Origin of the sequence: Enterobacter asburiae (assembly GCF_024599655.1) — a bacterium.
Lineage (GTDB): Bacteria > Pseudomonadota > Gammaproteobacteria > Enterobacterales > Enterobacteriaceae > Enterobacter > Enterobacter asburiae_D.
Map to the genome: position 1 here is coordinate 3,653,573 of NZ_CP102247.1, position 20,265 is coordinate 3,673,837.

Here is a 20,265-nt window from a genome sequence, read left to right on the forward strand (position 1 = left end):
AGTGTTCCTTAGTGCAGGCCAAACACGTTGAGCATGGTGGAGAGCTTCACGCCCGTTTCGCGCCACTCGCCCACCGGCGAGGAGGCGGGCACAATGCCCGCACCGGCAAACAGGCGAACGGTATTTTTATTCAGACGCGCGCAGCGGATGGTCACCACCCACTCGCCGTTGCCTTCGCTGTCGCACCAGCCGACGATGCCGCCGAACAGCTCGCGGTCGAACGGCTCCAGCTCGGCAATCAGTTCTTTTGCTACCTGATGCGGGAAGCCGCTCAGCGCCGGGGTCGGGTGCAGCAGGCAGGCCAGCGTCAGGGCGTTTTCATTTTCACGCGCCTCGCCTTCTACCGGCGTCGCCAGATGCCACAGCGTCGGCGTGGTAATCAGCTGAGGAGAATCCGGCATGCTCAGATGGTGGCTGCGCGGTGCCAGAATGGCCTTCATCGCCTGGGTCACCAGGTCGTGCTCGTGACGGTCCTTTTCGGAGGCCAGCAGCTTATTGCCCGCTTCGCGATCTAATACGTCGTCCGGCTGACGACGCGCCGAGCCTGCCAGCGGCAGCGAGCTAAAGTGCCCGCCCTCTTTGCGCAGCAGCAGTTCGGGGCTTGCCCCCAGCAGCACGCCGCCGTCTTCCAGCGGCACGTGGAAGTTAAAGCTCGCCGGGTTCTGGGCGATCAGGCGCTCCATCAGCGCACCGCTATCAATGTGTTTATCGGTCGCAATGTCGATCAGGCGCGATAGCACCACCTTGTTCACCTGCGGCGTGGCGGTGAGCGACGCGGCGCGAGCGACCATCTCTTCGAACACGGGCTGCGAGGGGATCTCGGTGCGTTGTTCAACCTTCAGCGCCTGCGAGCCGGAAAAATAGCGTGAAGACTGCTGACGCGCCGGGCGGGAAAACGTCTGCCAGCGTTCGGGAATAAACAGCGAAGACGGCTTGCGGGTATCGAAAGGGATGGCCCCAACCATGACCGGATGGGCGATGCCGCTGGCTTTTGCATTCCGAAAAGCCTGGGCTAATTTCTGCTGGAAGCGGCCTGCCGGATCGTCGCCGCCAACGGCGGTCTCAGAGAAACGGGCAAAACAGCCGGACGTGGTAAAACTGCGGTAAGGCGACATAAAGAAAAAGCTGTCTGATTGCAGCGTGGTCGCGTTGTGCTGAACTTCCTCAGCCAGGGACGTGTCCATATCATCCTCCTTAAAATGATAAAAGAAGCAATAATGATTATCATTTATATTTTCGTCGGCTAACCTAATCCCACATCGCTTCGCTGTCAACCGTCGGGCAAATAACTTGTGCGACAAAAGCTTGCATCCCTTCGCGGTAGCCATGAAAATGAGAAGCATTATCTTCAACAAAAACAGGATGTCGCGCTGTGAAATTCCCTGCCCTATTCCGTAATACCCTGCTTGTACCTGGACTTTTTGTTTTAGGACTTGCCTCAGCCGCTGCCGCCGACTGGCCGCGTCAGGTGACCGACAGCCGCGGCGTTCACACGCTTGAGAACAAACCGACGCGCATTGTCTCCACCAGCGTGACCTTAACCGGCTCCCTGTTGGCGATTGACGCACCGGTCGTCGCCAGCGGCGCGACCACGCCGAACAACCGCGTGGCGGATGGTCAGGGTTTCCTGCGCCAGTGGGGTGATATTGCGAAACAGCGCAAGGTTGCGCGGCTGTACATCGGCGAGCCGAGCGCCGAAGCGGTTGCCGCCCAGATGCCGGATCTGATTTTGATCAGCGCCACCGGTGGGGATTCCGCGCTGGCGCTGTACGATCAGCTCTCCGCCATCGCCCCAACGCTTATCATCAACTACGACGACAAGAGCTGGCAGGCGCTGCTGACCCAGTTGGGCTGCATCACCGGACAGGAAAAACAGGCCGCAGAGCGCATTGCCGCGTTTGATAAACAGCTCGCGCAGGTGAAACAGCAGATGAAGCTGCCGCCGCAGCCGGTGAACGCCATCGTCTACACCGCCGCCGCGCACAGCGCTAACCTGTGGACCGCGGAATCCGCGCAGGGCAAGCTGCTGCACCAGCTGGGCTTTACGCTGGCGGAGCTGCCCGCCGGGCTGCAGACCTCTAAAAGCCAAGGCAAACGCCACGACATTATTCAGCTGGGAGGGGAAAACCTGGCGACGGGGCTGAACGGCGAAGGGCTGTTTGTGTTTGCCGGCGACCAGAAAGACGTGGATGCGATTTACGCCAACCCGCTGCTGGCGCATCTGCCGTCGGTGAAAAACAAACGGGTTTGGGCATTGGGAACCGAGACGTTCCGCCTGGATTATTACAGCGCGATGTTGGTGTTGCAGCGTTTAAATTCAATTTTTAAATAAGTGGCACGTTCCCCGTAGGCCCGGTAAGCGCAGCGCCACCGGGCGTTTTGTCGGGTGGCGGCTACGCCTTACCCGACCTACAAAGTCAAGATGCTCTCCTGCCTGAATCGGCGCAATTCTGCCAACGACATTAATAAAACCACGCCAATAATTGCCAGTACAAACCCGCTGCTGCTCGCCGAGGCCACCGGAGTCATCATCGCTCCCAGGCCGCCGAGGATCGCCGCGCCAATCGCATCCCCCGTGACGTTCTGCGCCGTCCACAGGCCGTTAATGCGCCCGAGCATCCCTTCCGGCGTCTGGGTCTGGATCAGGGTGTACTGTAGCAGCGAGCTGATAGCGCTCAGCCAGCCGAAGATCACCAGGCACAACACGCCCAGCGCCCACACCGGCATCAGGCTGAAGAAGCCGATGGCGATAAACGACGCCAGCGTGGCAAGCAGCATAATCAGCCCCGGACGCGCGCTCTGCGCCAGGTTGCCGCTGGTCAGCGCCCCGCACGCCGCGCCGAGCGGAATGGCGGCGTAGAGAATACCAATCTCCGAGGCGCTCATCTGCCACTCTCCCGCTAATGCCGGGTAGAGCACGCGCACGGCGCTCGCCATGGTCAGCAGGCCGCCGAGCAGCGCAATGCCGCCAATCAGCGGGTTGCTGAACAGAAAACGAATCGCGGCCATCAGCGATTTCAGCGGATGCTCGCGCGGCTGCGGCGGAGGTGGCAGCAGCGGCAGGCGCAGCAGCGTCAGCGTGGTGATGAAGGTCCCCGCCGCCGCCAGGCCGTAGTTCCACGCCACGTTGCCGGTCGCCAGCAGCAGGCCGCCCACCATCGGTGAAATCACCGAGCCGAGGCGCACGGTGAGCATGGTGATCGCCCCCGCCTGCATCAGGTTCTCACGCCCGACCAGCGCGGGCGTCGCCGCCAGCAGCGCCGTCACGCCCAGCGAGGCAAAAAAGCCGTCCCACAGCCCCAGGGCATAAATCGCGATCAGCGACGGCTCCGGCAGCATGGCGTTCAGACACAGCCCGATAAAGCCCACGCCGCAGGTGCCGCGCGCCAGCAGGATCAGCTTTTTACGCTCGTAGCGGTCCGCCAGCACGCCGCCGACCATCAGGCCGATGAACATCGCCCCGCCGGTTAAGGTGACGGATAACCCCACCAGCCAGCTGGAGTGCGTCATGGTCTGGATCTGTACCGGCACGGCCACGCCGAGCAGCCCGAGGGACAAAATGGAGATAAAGCGAGCGATAAAAACGGCGCGATACGCCGGGTGCGTTTTCAGCAGGCTGAGGTTGAGCAGCCAGGATTTTTGATTCATGACAAAGCCTTGAGTCTATTTCTACCCTTTCCATGGGCGCACATGCTAACATAGCCAAATAAGATAGATAACGATAATCACTATCATTATCAAATCATGGATGTTGCTATGTCGTTTTCCTCTTCTGCGGTGCGCGCCGTTGCCGTGCCCGTTTTACTGCTGCTCCTGAGCCTTGCGGTTGCACTCAGCCTGCTGGTCGGCGCGAAGCCGCTGCCCGCGTCCGTTATCGTTGATGCGCTCTCCGGTACCTGCCAGAGCGCTGACTGCATCATCGTGCTCGACGCCCGACTGCCCCGCACGCTTGCCGGACTGCTGGCGGGTGGCGCGCTCGGCCTTGCCGGTGCCCTGATGCAAACCCTTACCCGTAACCCGCTGGCGGACCCCGGCATTCTCGGCGTCAACTCCGGCGCCAGCTTTGCCATCGTGCTCGGCGCGGCGCTGTTCGGGTTGACCTCACCCTCCGAACAGCTGGCGATGGCCTTCTGCGGCGCGCTGGCCGCCTCGCTGGTGGTCGCGTTTACCGGCAGCCAGGGCGGCGGGCAGCTAAGTCCGGTCCGCCTGACGCTGGCGGGCGTGGCGCTCGCGGCGGTGCTGGAAGGCCTATCCAACGGCATCGCCCTGCTCAACCCGGACGTTTACGACCAGCTGCGCTTCTGGCAGGCCGGTTCGCTGGATATCCGCACCCTTGAAACCCTAAAAGTGGTGGCGATCCCGGTCATTATCGCTGCCGCCGTGGCGCTGTTTTTAAGCCGGTCGCTCAACAGCCTGAGCCTCGGCAGCGACACCGCGACCGCCCTCGGCAACCGCGTGGCGCGCACGCAGCTGATTGGTCTGCTCGCCATCACGGTTCTGTGCGGCAGCGCGACCGCGGTGGTCGGCCCGATCGCCTTTATTGGCCTGATGATGCCGCACATGGCGCGCTGGCTGGTGGGGGCGGATCACCGCTGGTCGCTGCCGGTGACGCTGCTGGCCACCCCTGCTCTGCTGCTGTTTGCGGACGTGCTGGGCCGCCTGCTGGTGCCCGGCGAGCTGCGCGTCTCGGTGGTCAGCGCCTTTATCGGCGCGCCGGTGCTGATCTTCCTGGTTCGTCGTAAACGCGGAGGTGGCGCATGATGGCCCCGTCCCGTCGTTTACTCACCAGCGTCTCGCTGCTGCTTATCGCCATTCTGCTGCTGGCGGTCTGGAGCCTGTGCAGCGGCGTGGTGACGCTCGATTTTGCGCAGGTGTTTAACGCCCTGCTCGGCAGCGCGCCGCGCAACATCACCATGGTGGTGACGGAGTGGCGACTGCCCCGCGTGGCGATGGCGATTCTGGTCGGCGCGGCGCTCGGCGTGAGCGGTGCGATATTCCAGTCGCTGATGCGCAACCCGCTCGGCAGCCCGGACGTGATGGGCCTCAACACCGGGGCCTGGAGCGGCGTGCTGGTGGCGATGGTGCTGTTTGGTCAGCACCTGACGGCGATTACCTTTACGGCAATGGCGGGCGGCATTCTGACGTCCTTACTGATCTGGGCGCTGGCCTGGCGCAACGGTATCGACACCTTCCGTCTGATCATCATCGGGATCGGTATACGCGCCATGCTGATGGCCTTTAACACCTGGCTTTTACTGCAGGCCTCGCTGGAAACCGCGCTCTCCGCCGGGCTGTGGTACGCCGGTTCGCTCAACGGCCTGACGTGGGGCAAAGCCTGGCCCGCCGCGCCGCTGATTTTGCTGATGTTTATCGGCGCGCTGCTGCTGGTGCGGCGTATGCGCCTGCTGGAGATGGGCGACGACAGCGCCTGCGCGCTGGGCGTGGGCGTCGAACGCTCGCGCCTGATGCTGATGCTGGTCGCCGTACTGCTGACCGCCGCCTCTACCGCTATCGCCGGGCCGATCTCGTTTATCGCCCTCGTGGCACCGCACATCGCCCGCCGCATTAGCGGGACGGCGCGCTGGGGCTTAACCCAGGCGGCGCTGTGCGGCGCGCTGCTGCTACTGGCCGCCGATCTCTGCGCCCAGCGGCTGTTTATGCCTTATCAACTGCCGGTGGGCGTGGTGACCGTCAGCCTCGGCGGGATTTACCTCATCGTCTTGCTCGTTCAGGAGTCACGCAGGAAATGACAGACACAACCACCCGCTTGCGCGGCGAAAACCTCACCCTCGGCTACGGCAAAAAAATCATTGCTCGTGACCTGTCCGTCGCCATTCCGGACGGCCACTTCACCGCAATTATTGGGCCAAACGGCTGCGGCAAATCGACCCTGCTGCGCACCCTGAGCCGCCTGATGACGCCGTCTGAAGGCAGCGTGTTCCTCGACGGGGAGCAGATCCAGCGCTTTGCCAGCAAAGAGGTAGCGCGGCGCATCGGGCTGCTGGCGCAGAACGCCACCACGCCGGGGGACATCACGGTGCAGGAGCTGGTCTCGCGCGGGCGCTATCCGCACCAGCCGCTGTTCACCCGCTGGCGCAAAGAGGACGACGAAGCGGTCAGCCGCGCGATGGTAGCAACGGGGATTACCGATCTGGCCCAGCAGAGCGTGGACACTCTTTCCGGCGGACAGCGTCAGCGCGCCTGGATCGCGATGGTGCTAGCGCAGGAGACCTCCATCATGCTGCTGGACGAGCCGACGACCTGGCTCGACATCAGCCATCAGATTGATCTGCTGGAGCTGCTGAGCGAGCTCAACCGCACGCAGGGGTATACCCTGGCGGCGGTGCTGCACGATTTAAACCAGGCGTGCCGCTACGCTACACACCTGATTGCCTTGCGAGACGGTGAGATTGTGGCGCAGGGCGCGCCGAAAGAGATTGTAACGCCGGAGCTGATCGAGCGGATCTACGGCATGCGCTGCATGATTATTGACGATCCGGTGGCGGGCACGCCGCTGGTTGTGCCGTTAGGTCGGCGGTAATTGCCGGGTGGCGGCTGCGCCTTACCCGGCCTACATTCTATTCTGCTCCCGTAGGCCGGGTAAGGCGCAGCCGCCACCCGGCGCTTTTGACGTTATCCCAATATCTCCCTCAACACCGGCCCGATCTTCTCAAACGCCTGCGGTGAAATGATATCCACGTGGGCGCAGTCCTGGCTGTACACCTCAAGCTCCGCCACCCACGGCGCCCACACAACCTGCGGATCCATCGTTCGCGTGCGCTCGGCGACGAACAGCGTCGCTTTGCCGTCAAACCGCGCGCTGTGCGCCGTGGTGAGCAGTCGTACCGCGTCGGCGTAGTTGCCTTCGATAGCGTTAAACAGCTCGCTGGAGCCCTGCCCCTGCTGGGCCGCGATAAACGCCTGACGCTCGCGCTCGATTTCCGCCAGCACTTCCGGGTCGAGGCCGTTGGCCTCTTTCTCCGCCCAGTTCTGGGTTTCCGGCGGCCAGGTATCCAGCAGGCCGAGGAAGGCCACCTCCTCACCCTGCTCGCGCAGACGGGCGGCAATGCCCTGCGCCAGCGTTCCGCCGAGGGAATAGCCGCACAGATAATACGGCCCCTGCGGCTGCTGCTTACGCAGCGTAGCCAGATGATACTCAATGACTCCATCCAGATCCGCACGCTGCTGCATCGGCCCGTCCGGGCGCGGCGACTGAATGCCGACGATAGACCAGCGCGGGCTGAGATAGCGCGCCAGCACGCTAAACTGCCAGGCAAAGCCGGACGCCGGATGGAAGCAGAACAGCGTCGGGCCGTCGCCTTCCCTCAGCGGGAGAAGGGTTTCATACCCCAGCCGCTGCGCCTGCTCGTCGCTCATCTGCGAGTCCAGCAGCGCGCTGAGCTTGCTCACCGTGGAGGCGACCATAATCTGCCCCGGCGTCACCCTGCGCTCGAACGCGCGGCTTAGCTGCGCCGCCAGGCGCATCGCCAGCAGCGAGTGGCCACCGAGGGCAAAGAAGTCGGCCTCAATGTCGTTGACCTCGCAGCCCAGTAGGACAGAAAACGCCTGCGCGACGGCGGCTTCGGTTTCCGTCTCCGGCGCGCGGCCGGAGATTTTACTCATCAGCTCCGGCAGCGGCAGCGCCTTGCGGTCGAGCTTGCCGTTCGCGCTGAGCGGCAGCGCGCTGATTTGCAGCAGCACCACCGGCACCATGTGCGGCGGCAGCTGCGCTTTGAGCAACTCCAGCAGCGCGTCGCGATCCAGCGGTAAGCCGGATTCAGAGACCACGTAGCCCACCAGCTGACGGGCATCGCCGCCGGTTGCCGCCGCCTGGTTGAACACGCAGGCGTGCGCCACGGCCTGGGCCACGTCCGGCAGCGACAGCATCGCCCGATCGATTTCACCCAGCTCGATGCGCTGGCCGCGAATTTTCAGCTGATCGTCGCTGCGGCCGAGATATTCCACCGCGCCGTTGCCCAGCCAGCGGGCAACGTCGCCGGTGCGGTACATCCGCTCGCCGGGGGCAAACGGGTCGGCAATAAAGCGGCTGGCGGTGAGATCCGGACGGCCCAGATACCCCTGCGCCAGCTGAATGCCGGTGAGATACAGATCCCCCGCCACGCCGAACGGCACCGGGCGCATCATCGCGTCCAGAATGCGCAGCCCCGTGTTCCACACCGGGAAGCCAATCGGCACGCTGTTGCCTTCCACCGCCGCCAGCTCGGGACCAAACGCCGGATACCAGCTCACGTCCACCGCCGCTTCGGTTGGGCCATAAAGGTTGTGCAGCGGCGCACGGGTGAGCTGCTCCCACTCGCGGCACAGCTCGGTCGGCAGCGCTTCGCCGCTGCAGAACACCTGCTTTAGGGTTTTGCAGCACGCCGCGTTTTCCGGCGTCAGCGAGGCGACAAAGGCCGCCAGCATCGACGGCACGAAGTGGGTGGTGGTCACGCCGTACTGGGCGAAGAAGCTCAGCATCGCCTGCGGATCGCGGTGCGCGTCCGGCTCGGCCATCACCAGCTTCGCCCCGGCGATAAACGGCCACCAGAACTCCCACACCGACACGTCAAAGCTGCACGGCGTTTTCTGCGCCACCACGTCCGTCGCGTCCAGCGGGTAATGGTCCTGCATCCACTTCAGGCGGTTAACGATGGCGGTATGGCCGACCATGACCCCTTTCGGGCGGCCCGTCGAACCGGAGGTAAAGATGATGTACGCCGTCTGCTCCGGCGTCGCCAGGCGCAGCGGTTCCGCATCCGTGGTCGGTAACAGTGTGTTGTAACTAAACGAACTAATCGGCAGATTGCTAAAGCGCGAACGCTGTTCGTCGGTGGTAATGAGCAACGAAGGTTTGGCATCTTCCAGCATCATCCGCAGACGGTCATCCGGGTAGCCGGTGTCGAGCGGCAGCCACGCGGCACCGGCCTCAACGATGCCGTGCAGCGCCAGCGTCAGGAACACCGAGCGCGGCAGTGCCACCGCCACGCTGTCGCCCGGCTTCACGCCGCGCGCGCGCAGCAGGTTTGCCAGCGCGACCACCTGCTCGCGCATCTGACGATAGCTGAGCTCGACGTTTGCATCCGCCAGCGCGAGGGCGTCCGGCGTTTTGCTCGCCTGCTCCGCCACCAGCTCCGCCAGCGTGGTGGACGGCAGCGCCAGCCCGGTATCGTTGATGCGCGCCAGCTGCTGGTATTCCTGCTCTGAAACGGTTTCCACTTCGCCGCAGCGCAGGTCAGGGTTGGCCGCAAACTGCATCAGCATCGCGTTCAGACGCGCGACGTGACGGGTGAGCGTCCCTTCATCGTAACGCTGTTTATTGGCGAGGATCTCAATGCTCAAGCCGCCCTGCTCGTCCGGGAACAGCGCCAGCTCCAGATCGTTCACCGGGCCGGTTGCCAGCGTGTGGGTGATGGCCTCCACGCCGTCGATATCCAGCTGATAGTCGAACACCTTGACGTTCAGCACCGGGCCAAACAGCGCTTCGTCGCCTGCGGCACGCCCGCCGTCGCGCACGATCTGCTCGGCGTCGTAGCGCTGGTGGCGGCGCATTTTTTTCAGCTGGTTCGCCAGGCGCAGCGCCAGCGCCGGCAGGCTCTCCTGCGGGTTAATATTCACCGCCAGCGGCAGGACGTTGAGCACCGGCCCGGTCGCGGTCAGCGCGGCGGAGCCCATGCGGCGCATAAAGATAAACCCGGCGGCGTAGTCGAGCCGCCCGGTCAGGCGGCCCAGCCACAGCGCTACCAGCGCAAGGGCCAAATCGGTGCGCTGCGCCTGCCCTGCCGCCTGTGCAAGCTGGCTGAAGGCGCGACCGTCGGCGGCAATTTTCAGGCGCAGGATATCGGTTGTCGCCGCGCGGCCCGGTAAAGGAGCAGCAGAAAGCGACACCGGAGAAGGAAGCTGCCTGCGCTGCTCCGCCCAGAAGACACCGTCGCGTGCGTACGCCTCGCTGTCGCGATAGCGCTGATACTCGTCCACCACCTCGGCAAACGACGTAAACGGGGATGCGGGCGTCGGTTCACCCTTTTTCCACGCGGCGTAAATAGCGGCGATCTGGCGGGTAATGGCCGGGAAGCTGAAGCCATCCACCACCAGATGGTGATAGCGCTGATACCAGTACCAGTGGCTTTCTCCCACCTGAATCAGCTGGTGAAACGCCAGCGGCTGACCGCTGTCGACGCGCAGGTTCTGGTTAAGATCGGCCTCCATTAGCGCCACGGCGGCGTCGTGAGAGGTAACGCGAACGATGGACGGTTCCGGCAGAATGAAGGTGTCATCCACCCACTGCCACACCTCGCCGTTCTCCTCGGCAAAACGCATCCGCAGGGTATCGGCCTGCATCATGCCTTCAGCGATGGCTTTTGCCAGCAACGGCGCGTCGATATCGCCTTTCAGCTCGGTGTAGTGCGCCACGCTCCAGGCGTTTGGCAGGGAGGACAGCTGTTCCGCCATCCAGATACCCGGCTGGGCGGCGACGAGAGGAAGACGGTTCATGCGCTTCCCTCCGCAAAATGGGAAGGGACAAGCGTGTGCCAGTGCCCGGCCAGCCACTGCTGGCACGCCTCCTGAGACTGCGCTTCGCACACCACGCGCCACCCCGCAGGCAGTTCGCACTGCTGCGGCCACAGGCTGTACTGCCCCTGGTCGTTTTGCAAAATGGCGAACTGTCCCTGCGGATTATCGAAAGGATTGCTGAATTCCATACAGACTCCGTTAGTGAATGAGCGGCTGCCAGAGGGTCATCAGCCCCTGCGTCAGCCCACCGCGCCAGCAAAGCGCATCATGCCCGCCGTCAACCTGACGCCAGAAAATCGGCTGCTGCGTATGTAGTTCGGCGAAAATCGCCTGATTCGCGCGGAAGATAAGCGGCTCGTTGCGCCCGGCCTCAAGGACGATACGCAGCCCGCTCGCGGTTAGCTCACCCGCTCTGAGCTGTTCGATGAGGCACCCTTCCAGCTGCCCGCCGCGGTGCGGCCACCAGTACGAGCCGGACTGGCTCAGCACGCAGCCAAAACGCTGCGGCCAGTTGAGGCCAGCATAAAGCGAAGAGAGTCCGCCAAAGCTCTGGCCCGCCACCACGGTACGGTCGGCGCGGTCGCTAAATGGCGCGAGATTGTTGACTTGAGGGAGAAGTTCTTCCTGCACCGCCAGCCAGAAATCGCGGTAACAGGGCAGTTCCCGGCTGCGATGTTCTGTATCGATCGCATCAATTAAGACGTAGACCGCAGGCGGCAGTTTGCGCTCGGTGGTGAGCGACGCCAGCGCGGGCCAGACGGGCATGCTTTCGGCCCAGAACTGCCCGTCAAGCAGCACCGCCAGCGGGCGTTGGGGGTTCTCGTCACCGGTGGTATAAATCCACACGCGGCGGCGGTTGTTCAAACGCGCGCTGTTCCACTCAATGCAGACCGGCGGCTGATACGGCGTATCGGGACGACTCCAGCCGGGCTGAACGGGGGCGTCTGGCATCTCCAGCGCCGAGACGGCGTGGCCGCGCCCGCCGCGCCAGCTCTGCGGATTCAGCGGGTCGGAAACCGCGTGCGGCAGCAGCCTGCGCCAGCCTTCGCGCAGCGCCATGCGGTCCGGCTGCGCGCCTTCAAACACTGCGCTGGCAAAATCATTTTCATTCACAGAAGGGATAAAACAGTAGCTCCCGCGCCACTCGGGGCTGAACTCGCCCTGCCACTGCCAGACGTCGGTATCCGGGATGCGTTCGAGGGACTGCGGGCGGGCATGTTGATGGTGATCGGTCACGCCGGTGATGTAGAGCCAGACGCGTTTAACTGCTGACGTTTTCTGCGTTCCTGCCGGGTCTCGCCACCAGAAGGTGACGCGATAGCTCGCCCTCAGACGTTCCCATTCTGGCCCGTTTTTCGACTGCCACCAGGCTTCACTTCCCGTTGTTAACGCCGTCACCCTTATAACCTCATGTTTAACAGACTTTTTTGTTTCAGGACAAATTTTATTGATAATATTATTGATAACTATTTGCATTTGCAATAGCGTAATGCCCGCGCTGTGGGAAGCGCGCTCATTAAATAACCATAAAAGCGGGACGTACAATGAATAAGAAGATTCACTCTCTGGCCTTGCTGGTCAATTTAGGGATTTATGGTGTCGCGCTGCCCGCCATGGCAGACGACAACACCGCCACCGCGCAGCACGAAGATACGATGGTGATCACCGCCGCCGAACAGAATTTACAGGCGCCGGGGGTGTCAACCATCACCGCCGATGAGATCCGTAAAAACCCGCCCGCGCGGGACGTGGCTGAAATCATCCGCACCATGCCGGGCGTTAACCTGACCGGAAACTCCACCAGCGGCCAGCGCGGGAATAACCGTCAGATTGATATCCGCGGCATGGGGCCTGAAAACACGCTGATCCTGATCGACGGCAAGCCGGTGACCAGCCGCAACTCCATCCGTCTGGGCTGGCGCGGCGAGCGCGACACCCGCGGGGACACCGGCTGGGTGCCGCCAGAGATGATCGAACGCATCGAAGTGATCCGCGGCCCGGCCGCCGCGCGCTACGGCAACGGTGCGGCAGGCGGCGTGGTAAACATCATCACCAAAAAATTCGACGACCAGTGGCACGGCTCCTGGAACACCTACCTGAACGCGCCAGAACACAAGGACGAAGGTTCCACCAAACGCACCAACTTCAGCCTGAGCGGGCCGCTGGGCGGCGACTTCAGCTTCCGCATGTTCGGTAACCTGGACAAAACCCAGGCCGACGCGTGGGACATTAACCAGGGTCACCAGTCTGACCGTACCGGTGCCTACGCCGACACGCTGCCGGCGGGCCGTGAGGGTGTGGAAAATAAAGACATCAACGGCGTGGTGCGCTGGGACTTTGCGCCAATGCAGTCCCTGGAGTTTGAGGCGGGCTACAGCCGCCAGAACAACCTCTACGCGGGCGATACCCAGAACACCAACAACGACAACAGCTCCAGCGGGCTGGTGAAGAAAAACTACGGTAAAGAAACTAACCGTATTTATCGTCAGAACTTCGCGGTCACCTGGAACGGCGGCTGGGACAACGGCATCACCACCAGCAGCTGGGCGCAGTACGAACACACCCGCAACTCCCGCCTGGGCGAAGGGCTGGCGGGCGGGCTGGAAGGGCTGTTCAACAGCAATAAATTCACCGACACCGACCTGGCCGACATGATGCTGCACAGCGAAATCAACCTGCCGATCGATTTCCTCGTCAACCAGAACCTGACCCTGGGCACCGAGTGGAACCAGCAGCGCATGAAGGACTCGACCTCCTTTACGCAAACCCAGCAGGGCGGCACCATCCCGGGCATGAGCGACGACCGCAGCCCGTACACCTCAGCGGAGATCTTCTCCCTGTTCGCGGAAAACAACATGGAGCTGACCGACAGCACCATGCTGACCCCTGCCCTGCGCTTCGATCACCACACCATCGTCGGCAACAACTGGAGCCCGTCGCTGAACCTGTCGCAGGGTCTTGGCGATGACTTCACGCTGAAGATGGGGATCGCGCGCGCCTACAAAGCGCCTAGCCTGTACCAGACCAACCCGAACTACCTGCTCTACAGCAAGGGCCAGGGCTGCTACGCGAGCTCCGACGGCGTGGGCTGCTACATGATGGGTAACGACGACCTGAAAGCGGAAACCAGCATCAACAAAGAGATTGGCCTGGAGTGGAAACGCGACGGCTGGCTGGCGGGCGTGACCTGGTTCCGCAACGACTATCGCAACAAGATCGAAGCGGGCTACGCGCCGATTGGTCACACCTCTTCCGGTAAAGTGCAGACGGATATCTACCAGTGGGAAAACGTACCGAAAGCGGTGGTCGAAGGGCTGGAAGGCTCCCTGAACGTGCCGGTCAGCGACACGATCAACTGGACCAACAACATCACCTACATGCTGCAGAGCAAAAACAAGGAGACCGGCGACCGTCTGTCGATCATTCCGGAGTACACGCTGAACTCAACCCTGAGCTGGCAGGTGCATCAGGACGTGTCGCTCCAGTCGACCTTCACCTGGTACGGCAAGCAGCAGCCGAAGAAGTACAACTACAAAGGCCAGCCTGTGACCGGGTCTGAGAAAGACGAAGTCAGCCCGTACAGCATCGTTGGCCTGAGCGCGACGTGGGACATGACCAAAAACGTCAGCCTGACCGGCGGCGTGGACAACGTCTTCGACAAACGCCAGTGGCGCGCGGGTAATGCCCAGACAACCGGAAACACCACCACCGGTGCGTATATGTACGGTGCGGGTGCGTACACGTATAATGAACCGGGCCGCACCTGGTACATGAGCGTGAATACGCGATTCTAGATAAAAGCAAAACGGCAACCCCGTTGCCGTTTTTAGTGTTTGCTCCCTCTCCCTGTGGGAGAGGGCCGGGGTGAGGGCGAGGTAAAAGCAAAACGGCAACCTCGTTGCCGTTTTTAGTGTTTGCTCCCTCTCCCTGTGGGAGAGGGCCGGGGTGAGGGCATCAGGCCGCACAATTCAAAAGGAAAAACATGCACACCACCCATACCACGTTCATTCTCGCCGGCCACACCGTCCACCACGTCACCTTCGACCCAACCACCTTCACCGACACCGATCTCCTCTGGCTCCCCCACCACGCTGAGCTTTCAAACGCCGGGCGCAAACGCAAAGCCGAGCATCTTGCCGGACGCATCGCCGCCGCGCATGCCTTACCCGATCGCACCGTTCCCGGCATCGGCCCCAGCGGAGAACCGCTCTGGCCGGAAGGGGTTTCGGGAAGCATCACCCACAGCGGCACGCAGGCGATGGCGGTTGTCGTCCGTCATCCAGATGCGCTGGTGGGTATTGATTGCGAAGCCATTCTTCCAGACCGGGAAGCCCGCGAAATCAAGGACGGCATCGTTGATGCGCAGGAGGCGATATGCCTGACGCACTCGGGCTACCCTTTTGCGCTGGCATTGACGCTCGCTTTTAGCGCCAAAGAGAGTTTGTTTAAAGCCCTCTTCCCGCAGATGAAGATTTACATGGGTTTTGAGTGGGCGAGAGTCACAGAGATAACGGAAAAAACAATCACACTGGCGCTTTCGCGCCCGGCTGGAGAATATCCTGAGGGTAAACGCTTCACCCTCGTCTGGCAGAATAATGATGGGAACGTGTGGACGCTGCTAAAAGCCTGATGGCGCTGCGCTTATCAGGCCTACGGTAAAGCGGTTTTGTAGGCCGGGTAAGCGCAGCGCCACCCGGCGCTCACTGCCCCGCAAGCGCTCTGTAAAACGCGGGATTATCTCTAATCACATTCAGCACTTTCGCCGCTAATCCCGTTGGGTTTCGCCGTTTCGACTCCCAGCTTTTAATCGTGTCAATGCTTGTACCCAGAGCCTTCGCCATTTCGCTTTGAGTGACATTTAACTGCTCTCTTATCGCCCGAACGTCCGCAACCTCATAGCGAGTTACTCGTGATGGCGTTTTCTTACCACGTTGGATTTCGGCTGCCTCTTCAAGCGAAGCCTTCAGTTCATCGAAGATACTCATTGTCTGCCTCTTTTGCCTGACGGAGTACATAGTACACCTTTAGTTAACGGAACTGGAAGCGGTATTTGTGAGAACAGACGTGAGTTTTTTGAGTTCGGCTTTCTCTAGATCGGTCAGGCTGTCCTTAATGCTTTTTGGGTAGGCCATGATGAAATAAATCACCTCCTCCGTGGCCAAAAAGTAGATCACTCTGGCACCGCCTCTCTTTCCCTTTGAGCCTGCGGCCATCCTGATTTTCCGTAGCCCACCCGTGTGTTGGATCAGGTCGCCTTTATCAGGCCAGGCAATGAGTTCCTTTTGCAGATCCTTTAATTCATCATCCGTAGCAATGCTTTTAATCTGCCGGGTAAAGAGTGATGTTTCGATAAACTCTATCGCGTGACTCATCCATAGTTCCTTCCCTGGGCGCAGCAAAAGCCTGAATGCTTCAGCACCAGGCTTTTGCTGCATGGTTACTCTTCCTTGAGTAATATTGCGCCATAAAACTGTATTTATATACAGGTCAGAGGTATTTTAAGAATCCGTTTAGACATCCGGGAACATCACGCTATTCCCCGGCGCTTCCCTGTGCAGATGGATAAAGTTCAGGTGCCGTTCATACTGGTCCAGAATGTCCGTAATCACCTGCTCCTTACTGTAGTCCATCAAATCATTCCCCTGGCTGCCTTCCAGCAGGAAGGTCTCAAGCCGGTAGTAGGTCGATTTCCCGCTGCGCGCCCGGTAGGTAAAACCGGGAACCGAATACTGCTGCGGCCAGATCTGATAGACAAAGTTCTGCTCGTCGCCCATGTGCACCAGCAGGTCCAGGTGCCCCAGGGTCTCGCCCTCCTCCGGCGGCAGGTTTTTCAGCTCCACGTACGCGCCGCGCAGCTTCAGCTCCTGCGCCACCTCTTCCATCGCCGGGAAGCAGACCGTCTCCATCATCTGTTTGGTGTAGCGCGTGCCCGGGTAGTTCATCAGGCGCGAGAGGCGTTTCTTCCAGCTCAGCCTGTCCTGCGCACCCATCGGCCGCGGCGCGGTGTCGCGGCTGGCGCTGACGCGGCGGTAGTCTTCCACCTTGAGCGATTTATACAGCCCGGCCATCACGAAGAAGATGACGAAGCTGAACGGCAGTCCCATGATTACCGTGGTGTTCTGCAGCGCAGAGATACCGTTAGTCATCAGCATGCCGAGCGTCAGCAGGCCGATGGCGACGGACCAGAAGATGCGCAGCCAGTTCGGCGCGTCGCTGTTGATGTCCTTCAGCTTCGAGGTGAAGTTGCCCAGCACCAGCGCGCCGGAGTCCGCCGATGTGACGTAAAACAGCAGGCCTGTGATGGTCGCCACGGAGGCGCTAAAGGTGAACGCCGGGTACTGCGCCAGCAGGCTGTAGAAGCCGCGCTCCGGGTGCGCCATCGCTTCCTGCGCGAAGGTTGCATTGCCGTGGATGATCTCGTGCAGCGCGCTGTTGCCGAACACCGACAGCCACAGCAGGGTAAAGGTGAACGGGATAATCAGCGTGCCCATCACAAACTGGCGGATGGTGCGGCCACGTGAAATACGCGCCAGGAACAGGCCGACAAACGGCGACCACGCCACCCACCACGCCCAGAAGAACAGCGTCCAGTTGTTCATCCACTCTACCGGGCGGTCAAAGGCGAAGCTGTTCAGCGTCATGCCCATAAAGCGGTTGACGTAGTCGCCCACGTTGAGCACCAAGGCATTGAGCAGGAACGAGGTATCGCCCATAAACAGCACGAACAGGATCAGCCCCAGCGCCAGCGCCACGTTCAGCTCGGACAGCACGCGGATGCCTTTATCCACGCCCGACGTCACCGAGATGGTGGCGATAATGACGGAGAGCGCAATCAGCGCCGCTTTGGCCGCCATCGAATCCGGGATATCAAACAGCACGCTCAGCCCGTAGTTGAGCTGCACCACGCCAATCCCGAGCGTCGTCGCGATACCAAAGATGGTGCCAATGACCGCCGCAATGTCGACGCTGTGTCCAATCGGGCCGTTAATTTTTTTACCAAAAATCGGATACAGTGCGGAGCGGATGGTGAGAGGCAAATTATAACGATAGCTAAAGTATCCGAGCGCCATGCCCATCAGGGCGTACATCGACCAGCCCGTCAGGCCGTAGTGGAACAGCGTCCAGACCATCGCCTGGCGCGCGGCCTCCATCGTCTGACCTGCCCCTTCCGGCGGCTGCATATACTGCGTGACCGGTTCCGCCACGGAGAAGAACATCAGGTCGATGCCGATGCCCGCGGCAAACAGCATCGCGGCCCAGCTCAGCAGGCTGAACTCGGGCTTGGACTGCTCTGGCCCGAGCTTCACCGACCCGAAGCGCGAGCAGGCGATGCAGACCACGAAGACGATATAGAGCGTCGCTGCCAGCAGATAGTACCAGCCGAAGGTCTTCGACACCCAGTTCAGGGTGCGCCCAATCCACTCGGCAGAAAAATCACGAAAGAAGATGGTCGTCAGGGAAAACAACAAAATCAGCCCGGCGGAAGTATAAAAAACGACCGGGTTGATTTTGTCTTTTTCTCTGTCTTGTGAAAGGTCTGTCATCCAGTATCCCCACTGTTTTTGTAACTATTGAAATCCAAATCCGCAACAATTAAGACACATTTTATATTGAACGTCCAATCAAAAACCGCTTTAATGTATTACCAACGCTGATGAATGGAGTGGCAAAAATGCCCAAAGTGGGGATGCAGCCGATCCGGCGCAGGCAGCTTATCGACGCCACGCTGGAAGCAATAAATGAAGTGGGAATGCATGACGCGACGATCGCGCAGATCGCCCGTCGGGCGGGCGTTTCCACGGGGATCATCAGTCACTACTTCAAAGACAAAAACGGTCTGCTGGAAGCGACCATGCGCGACATCACCGGCCAGCTGCGCGACGCGGTATTAAGCCGCTTACGCGCCCTGCCTAACGGCAGCGCGGAGCAGCGCCTGCAGGCAATTGTCGGCGGCAATTTTGATGAAACCCAGACCAGCGGAGCGGCCATGAAGGCCTGGCTGGCCTTCTGGGCGAGCAGCATGCACCAGCCGATGCTCTACCGTCTGCAGCAGGTGAGCAGCCGTCGCTTGTTGTCAAACCTGGTGTACGAGTTCCGCCGTGAGCTGCCGCGCGACCAGGCCGAAGAGGCGGGCTACGGCCTGGCGGCGCTGATCGACGGGCTGTGGCTACGCGCCGCGCTGAGCGGCAAGCCGCTTGATAAAACCCTGGCGCAATCGCTCACCAGCCACTTTATCAGCCAGCATTTACCGACCGAATAACCGAGGAGAATTTATGTCCCGAATGGCAGAACAGCAGCTTTATATCAATGGTGGTTATACATCCGCCACCAGCGGTCGCACCTTCGAGACCATCAACCCGGCCAACGGTGAAGTTCTGGCGACCGTACAGGCCGCCGGGAGAGAAGACGTCGATCGCGCCGTGGAAAGCGCACAACGCGGGCAAAAAATCTGGGCGGCGATGACCGCCATGGAGCGCTCGCGCATCTTGCGTCGCGCCGTCGATATCCTGCGCGAGCGCAACGACGAACTGGCGAAGCTTGAAACCCTCGACACCGGTAAAGCATATTCCGAAACCTCAACCGTCGACATCGTCACCGGCGCGGACGTGCTGGAGTACTACGCGGGGCTGATCCCGGCGCTGGAAGGCAGCCAGATCCCGCTGCGCGACACCTCGTTCGTGTACACCCGCCGCGAGCCGCTGGGCGTGGTGGCGGGCATCGGCGCGTGGAACTACCCGATCCAGATCGCCCTGTGGAAATCGGCCCCGGCGCTGGCGGCGGGCAACGCGATGATCTTCAAGCCGAGCGAGGTCACCCCGCTCACCGCCCTCAAGCTTGCCGAGATCTACACCGAAGCGGGCGTACCGGACGGCGTGTTTAACGTCCTGCCTGGCGTGGGTGCAGAGACCGGCCAGTACCTGACCGAGCATCCGGGCATCGCGAAAGTCTCCTTCACCGGCGGCGTCGCCAGCGGCAAAAAGGTGATGGCCAACTCGGCGGCCTCCTCCCTGAAAGAGGTGACGATGGAGCTGGGCGGCAAATCCCCGCTGATCATTTTTGACGACGCGGATCTGGATCTCGCGGCAGACATCGCCATGATGGCGAACTTCTTCAGCTCCGGCCAGGTGTGCACCAACGGCACCCGCGTGTTCGTGCCCGCGAAATTGAAAGCCGCGTTTGAGCAGAAAATCGTCGAGCGCGTGGGCCGCATCCGCGCGGGCGATCTGTTCGATGAACGCACCAACTTTGGCCCGATGGTCAGCTTCCCGCACCGCGACAGCGTGCTGCGCTACATCGCCAAAGGCAAAGAGGAAGGCGCGCGCGTGCTGTGCGGCGGCGACGCGCTGAGGGGCGAAGGCTTTGACAACGGCGCGTGGGTCGCCCCGACCGTGTTCACCGACTGCACCGACGAGATGACCATCGTTCGCGAAGAGATATTCGGCCCGGTGATGTCCATCCTCACCTATGAATCCGATGAAGAAGCCATTCGCCGCGCCAACGACACCGACTACGGCCTGGCGGCGGGCATCGTGACTGCCGACCTGAACCGCGCGCACGGCGCCATTCATCAGCTCGAAGCGGGCATCTGCTGGATCAACACCTGGGGTGAATCCGCCGCAGAGATGCCGGTCGGCGGCTACAAACACTCCGGCATTGGCCGCGAGAACGGCGTGATGACGCTGCAGAGCTACACCCAGGTGAAGTCCATCCAGGTTGAGATGGGTAAATTCCAGTCCATATTTTAACCGGGAG

The 20,265-nt window shown here is 61.5% G+C and carries 16 protein-coding genes; 8 read left to right on the plus strand and 8 right to left on the minus strand.

The genetic code is table 11. From position 1 onward, the window contains the following. Window positions 1–8 precede the first annotated feature (8 nt). The gene (entC, locus tag NQ230_RS17470) at window positions 9–1,184 is read right to left on the minus strand and encodes an isochorismate synthase EntC (RefSeq protein ID WP_257258426.1); all 1,176 of its coding nucleotides are present in this window, start codon (window positions 1,182–1,184) and stop codon (window positions 9–11) included. 188 nt (window positions 1,185–1,372) lie between these two features. On the opposite strand from entC, the gene fepB reads away from it, so the two are divergent. Continuing rightward, window positions 1,373–2,332, plus strand: a complete 960-nt coding sequence (fepB, locus tag NQ230_RS17475) for a Fe2+-enterobactin ABC transporter substrate-binding protein (RefSeq protein WP_257258427.1) — start codon at window positions 1,373–1,375, stop codon at window positions 2,330–2,332. Between the two features lie 77 nt (window positions 2,333–2,409). Here fepB and entS read toward each other — a convergent pair whose 3' ends face one another. Next, on the minus strand, window positions 2,410–3,648 hold the full coding sequence (entS, locus tag NQ230_RS17480; RefSeq protein WP_213821246.1) for an enterobactin transporter EntS: 1,239 nt from the start codon (window positions 3,646–3,648) through the stop codon (window positions 2,410–2,412). 108 nt (window positions 3,649–3,756) lie between these two features. Between entS and fepD the strand changes: the two genes are divergently transcribed. The 3 genes from fepD to fepC are packed head-to-tail and all read left to right on the plus strand — an operon-like array spanning window position 3,757 to window position 6,541. Beyond that, window positions 3,757–4,761, plus strand: a complete 1,005-nt coding sequence (gene fepD / locus NQ230_RS17485; protein WP_159513628.1) for a Fe(3+)-siderophore ABC transporter permease — start codon at window positions 3,757–3,759, stop codon at window positions 4,759–4,761. Further along, window positions 4,758–5,750 carry an iron-enterobactin ABC transporter permease gene (fepG, locus tag NQ230_RS17490; RefSeq protein ID WP_257258431.1) on the plus strand — a complete coding sequence of 331 codons (993 nt, stop codon included), beginning with the start codon at window positions 4,758–4,760 and terminating at the stop codon, window positions 5,748–5,750. Before fepD ends, fepG begins: the two co-directional genes overlap by 4 nt. Then, window positions 5,747–6,541, plus strand: coding sequence for an iron-enterobactin ABC transporter ATP-binding protein (fepC, locus tag NQ230_RS17495; RefSeq protein ID WP_257258432.1), 795 nt, complete (start codon window positions 5,747–5,749; stop codon window positions 6,539–6,541). Before fepG ends, fepC begins: the two co-directional genes overlap by 4 nt. A gap of 92 nt (window positions 6,542–6,633) precedes the next feature. Here fepC and entF read toward each other — a convergent pair whose 3' ends face one another. From entF to fes, 3 genes are read right to left on the minus strand one after another with little or no spacing between them, the layout of a single operon-like run. Continuing rightward, window positions 6,634–10,491, minus strand: a complete 3,858-nt coding sequence (gene entF / locus NQ230_RS17500) for an enterobactin non-ribosomal peptide synthetase EntF (RefSeq protein WP_257258433.1) — start codon at window positions 10,489–10,491, stop codon at window positions 6,634–6,636. Beyond that, window positions 10,488–10,700, minus strand: a complete 213-nt coding sequence (locus NQ230_RS17505) for an MbtH family protein (RefSeq protein ID WP_213821238.1) — start codon at window positions 10,698–10,700, stop codon at window positions 10,488–10,490. The genes entF and NQ230_RS17505 overlap by 4 nt, the downstream gene beginning before the upstream one ends. Before the next feature lie 10 nt (window positions 10,701–10,710). Further along, window positions 10,711–11,910, minus strand: coding sequence for an enterochelin esterase (fes, locus tag NQ230_RS17510; RefSeq protein WP_257258435.1), 1,200 nt, complete (start codon window positions 11,908–11,910; stop codon window positions 10,711–10,713). Window positions 11,911–12,056: 146 nt separating this feature from the next. Between fes and NQ230_RS17515 the strand changes: the two genes are divergently transcribed. After that, entirely contained in the window at window positions 12,057–14,306 is a 2,250-nt protein-coding gene (locus NQ230_RS17515) for a TonB-dependent siderophore receptor (protein ID WP_257258437.1), read from the plus strand. Between the two features lie 188 nt (window positions 14,307–14,494). Then, the gene (gene entD / locus NQ230_RS17520; protein WP_121425498.1) at window positions 14,495–15,142 is read left to right on the plus strand and encodes an enterobactin synthase subunit EntD; all 648 of its coding nucleotides are present in this window, start codon (window positions 14,495–14,497) and stop codon (window positions 15,140–15,142) included. Window positions 15,143–15,212: 70 nt separating this feature from the next. Here the strand turns inward: entD and nadS are convergent, their stop codons facing one another. From nadS to betT, 3 genes are all read right to left on the minus strand, one after another. Further along, window positions 15,213–15,497, minus strand: a complete 285-nt coding sequence (nadS, locus tag NQ230_RS17525) for a NadS family protein (RefSeq protein WP_121425658.1) — start codon at window positions 15,495–15,497, stop codon at window positions 15,213–15,215. Window positions 15,498–15,536: 39 nt separating this feature from the next. Then, on the minus strand, window positions 15,537–15,884 hold the full coding sequence (locus NQ230_RS17530; protein ID WP_159515604.1) for a type II toxin-antitoxin system RelE/ParE family toxin: 348 nt from the start codon (window positions 15,882–15,884) through the stop codon (window positions 15,537–15,539). Window positions 15,885–16,022: 138 nt separating this feature from the next. Further along, window positions 16,023–18,056, minus strand: coding sequence for a choline BCCT transporter BetT (betT, locus tag NQ230_RS17535; RefSeq protein ID WP_024906970.1), 2,034 nt, complete (start codon window positions 18,054–18,056; stop codon window positions 16,023–16,025). Between the two features lie 128 nt (window positions 18,057–18,184). Between betT and betI the strand changes: the two genes are divergently transcribed. Continuing rightward, entirely contained in the window at window positions 18,185–18,772 is a 588-nt protein-coding gene (betI, locus tag NQ230_RS17540) for a transcriptional regulator BetI (protein WP_213821361.1), read from the plus strand. Window positions 18,773–18,785: 13 nt separating this feature from the next. Then, entirely contained in the window at window positions 18,786–20,258 is a 1,473-nt protein-coding gene (betB, locus tag NQ230_RS17545; protein WP_257258438.1) for a betaine-aldehyde dehydrogenase, read from the plus strand. The last annotated feature ends 7 nt before the right edge of the window (window positions 20,259–20,265 follow it).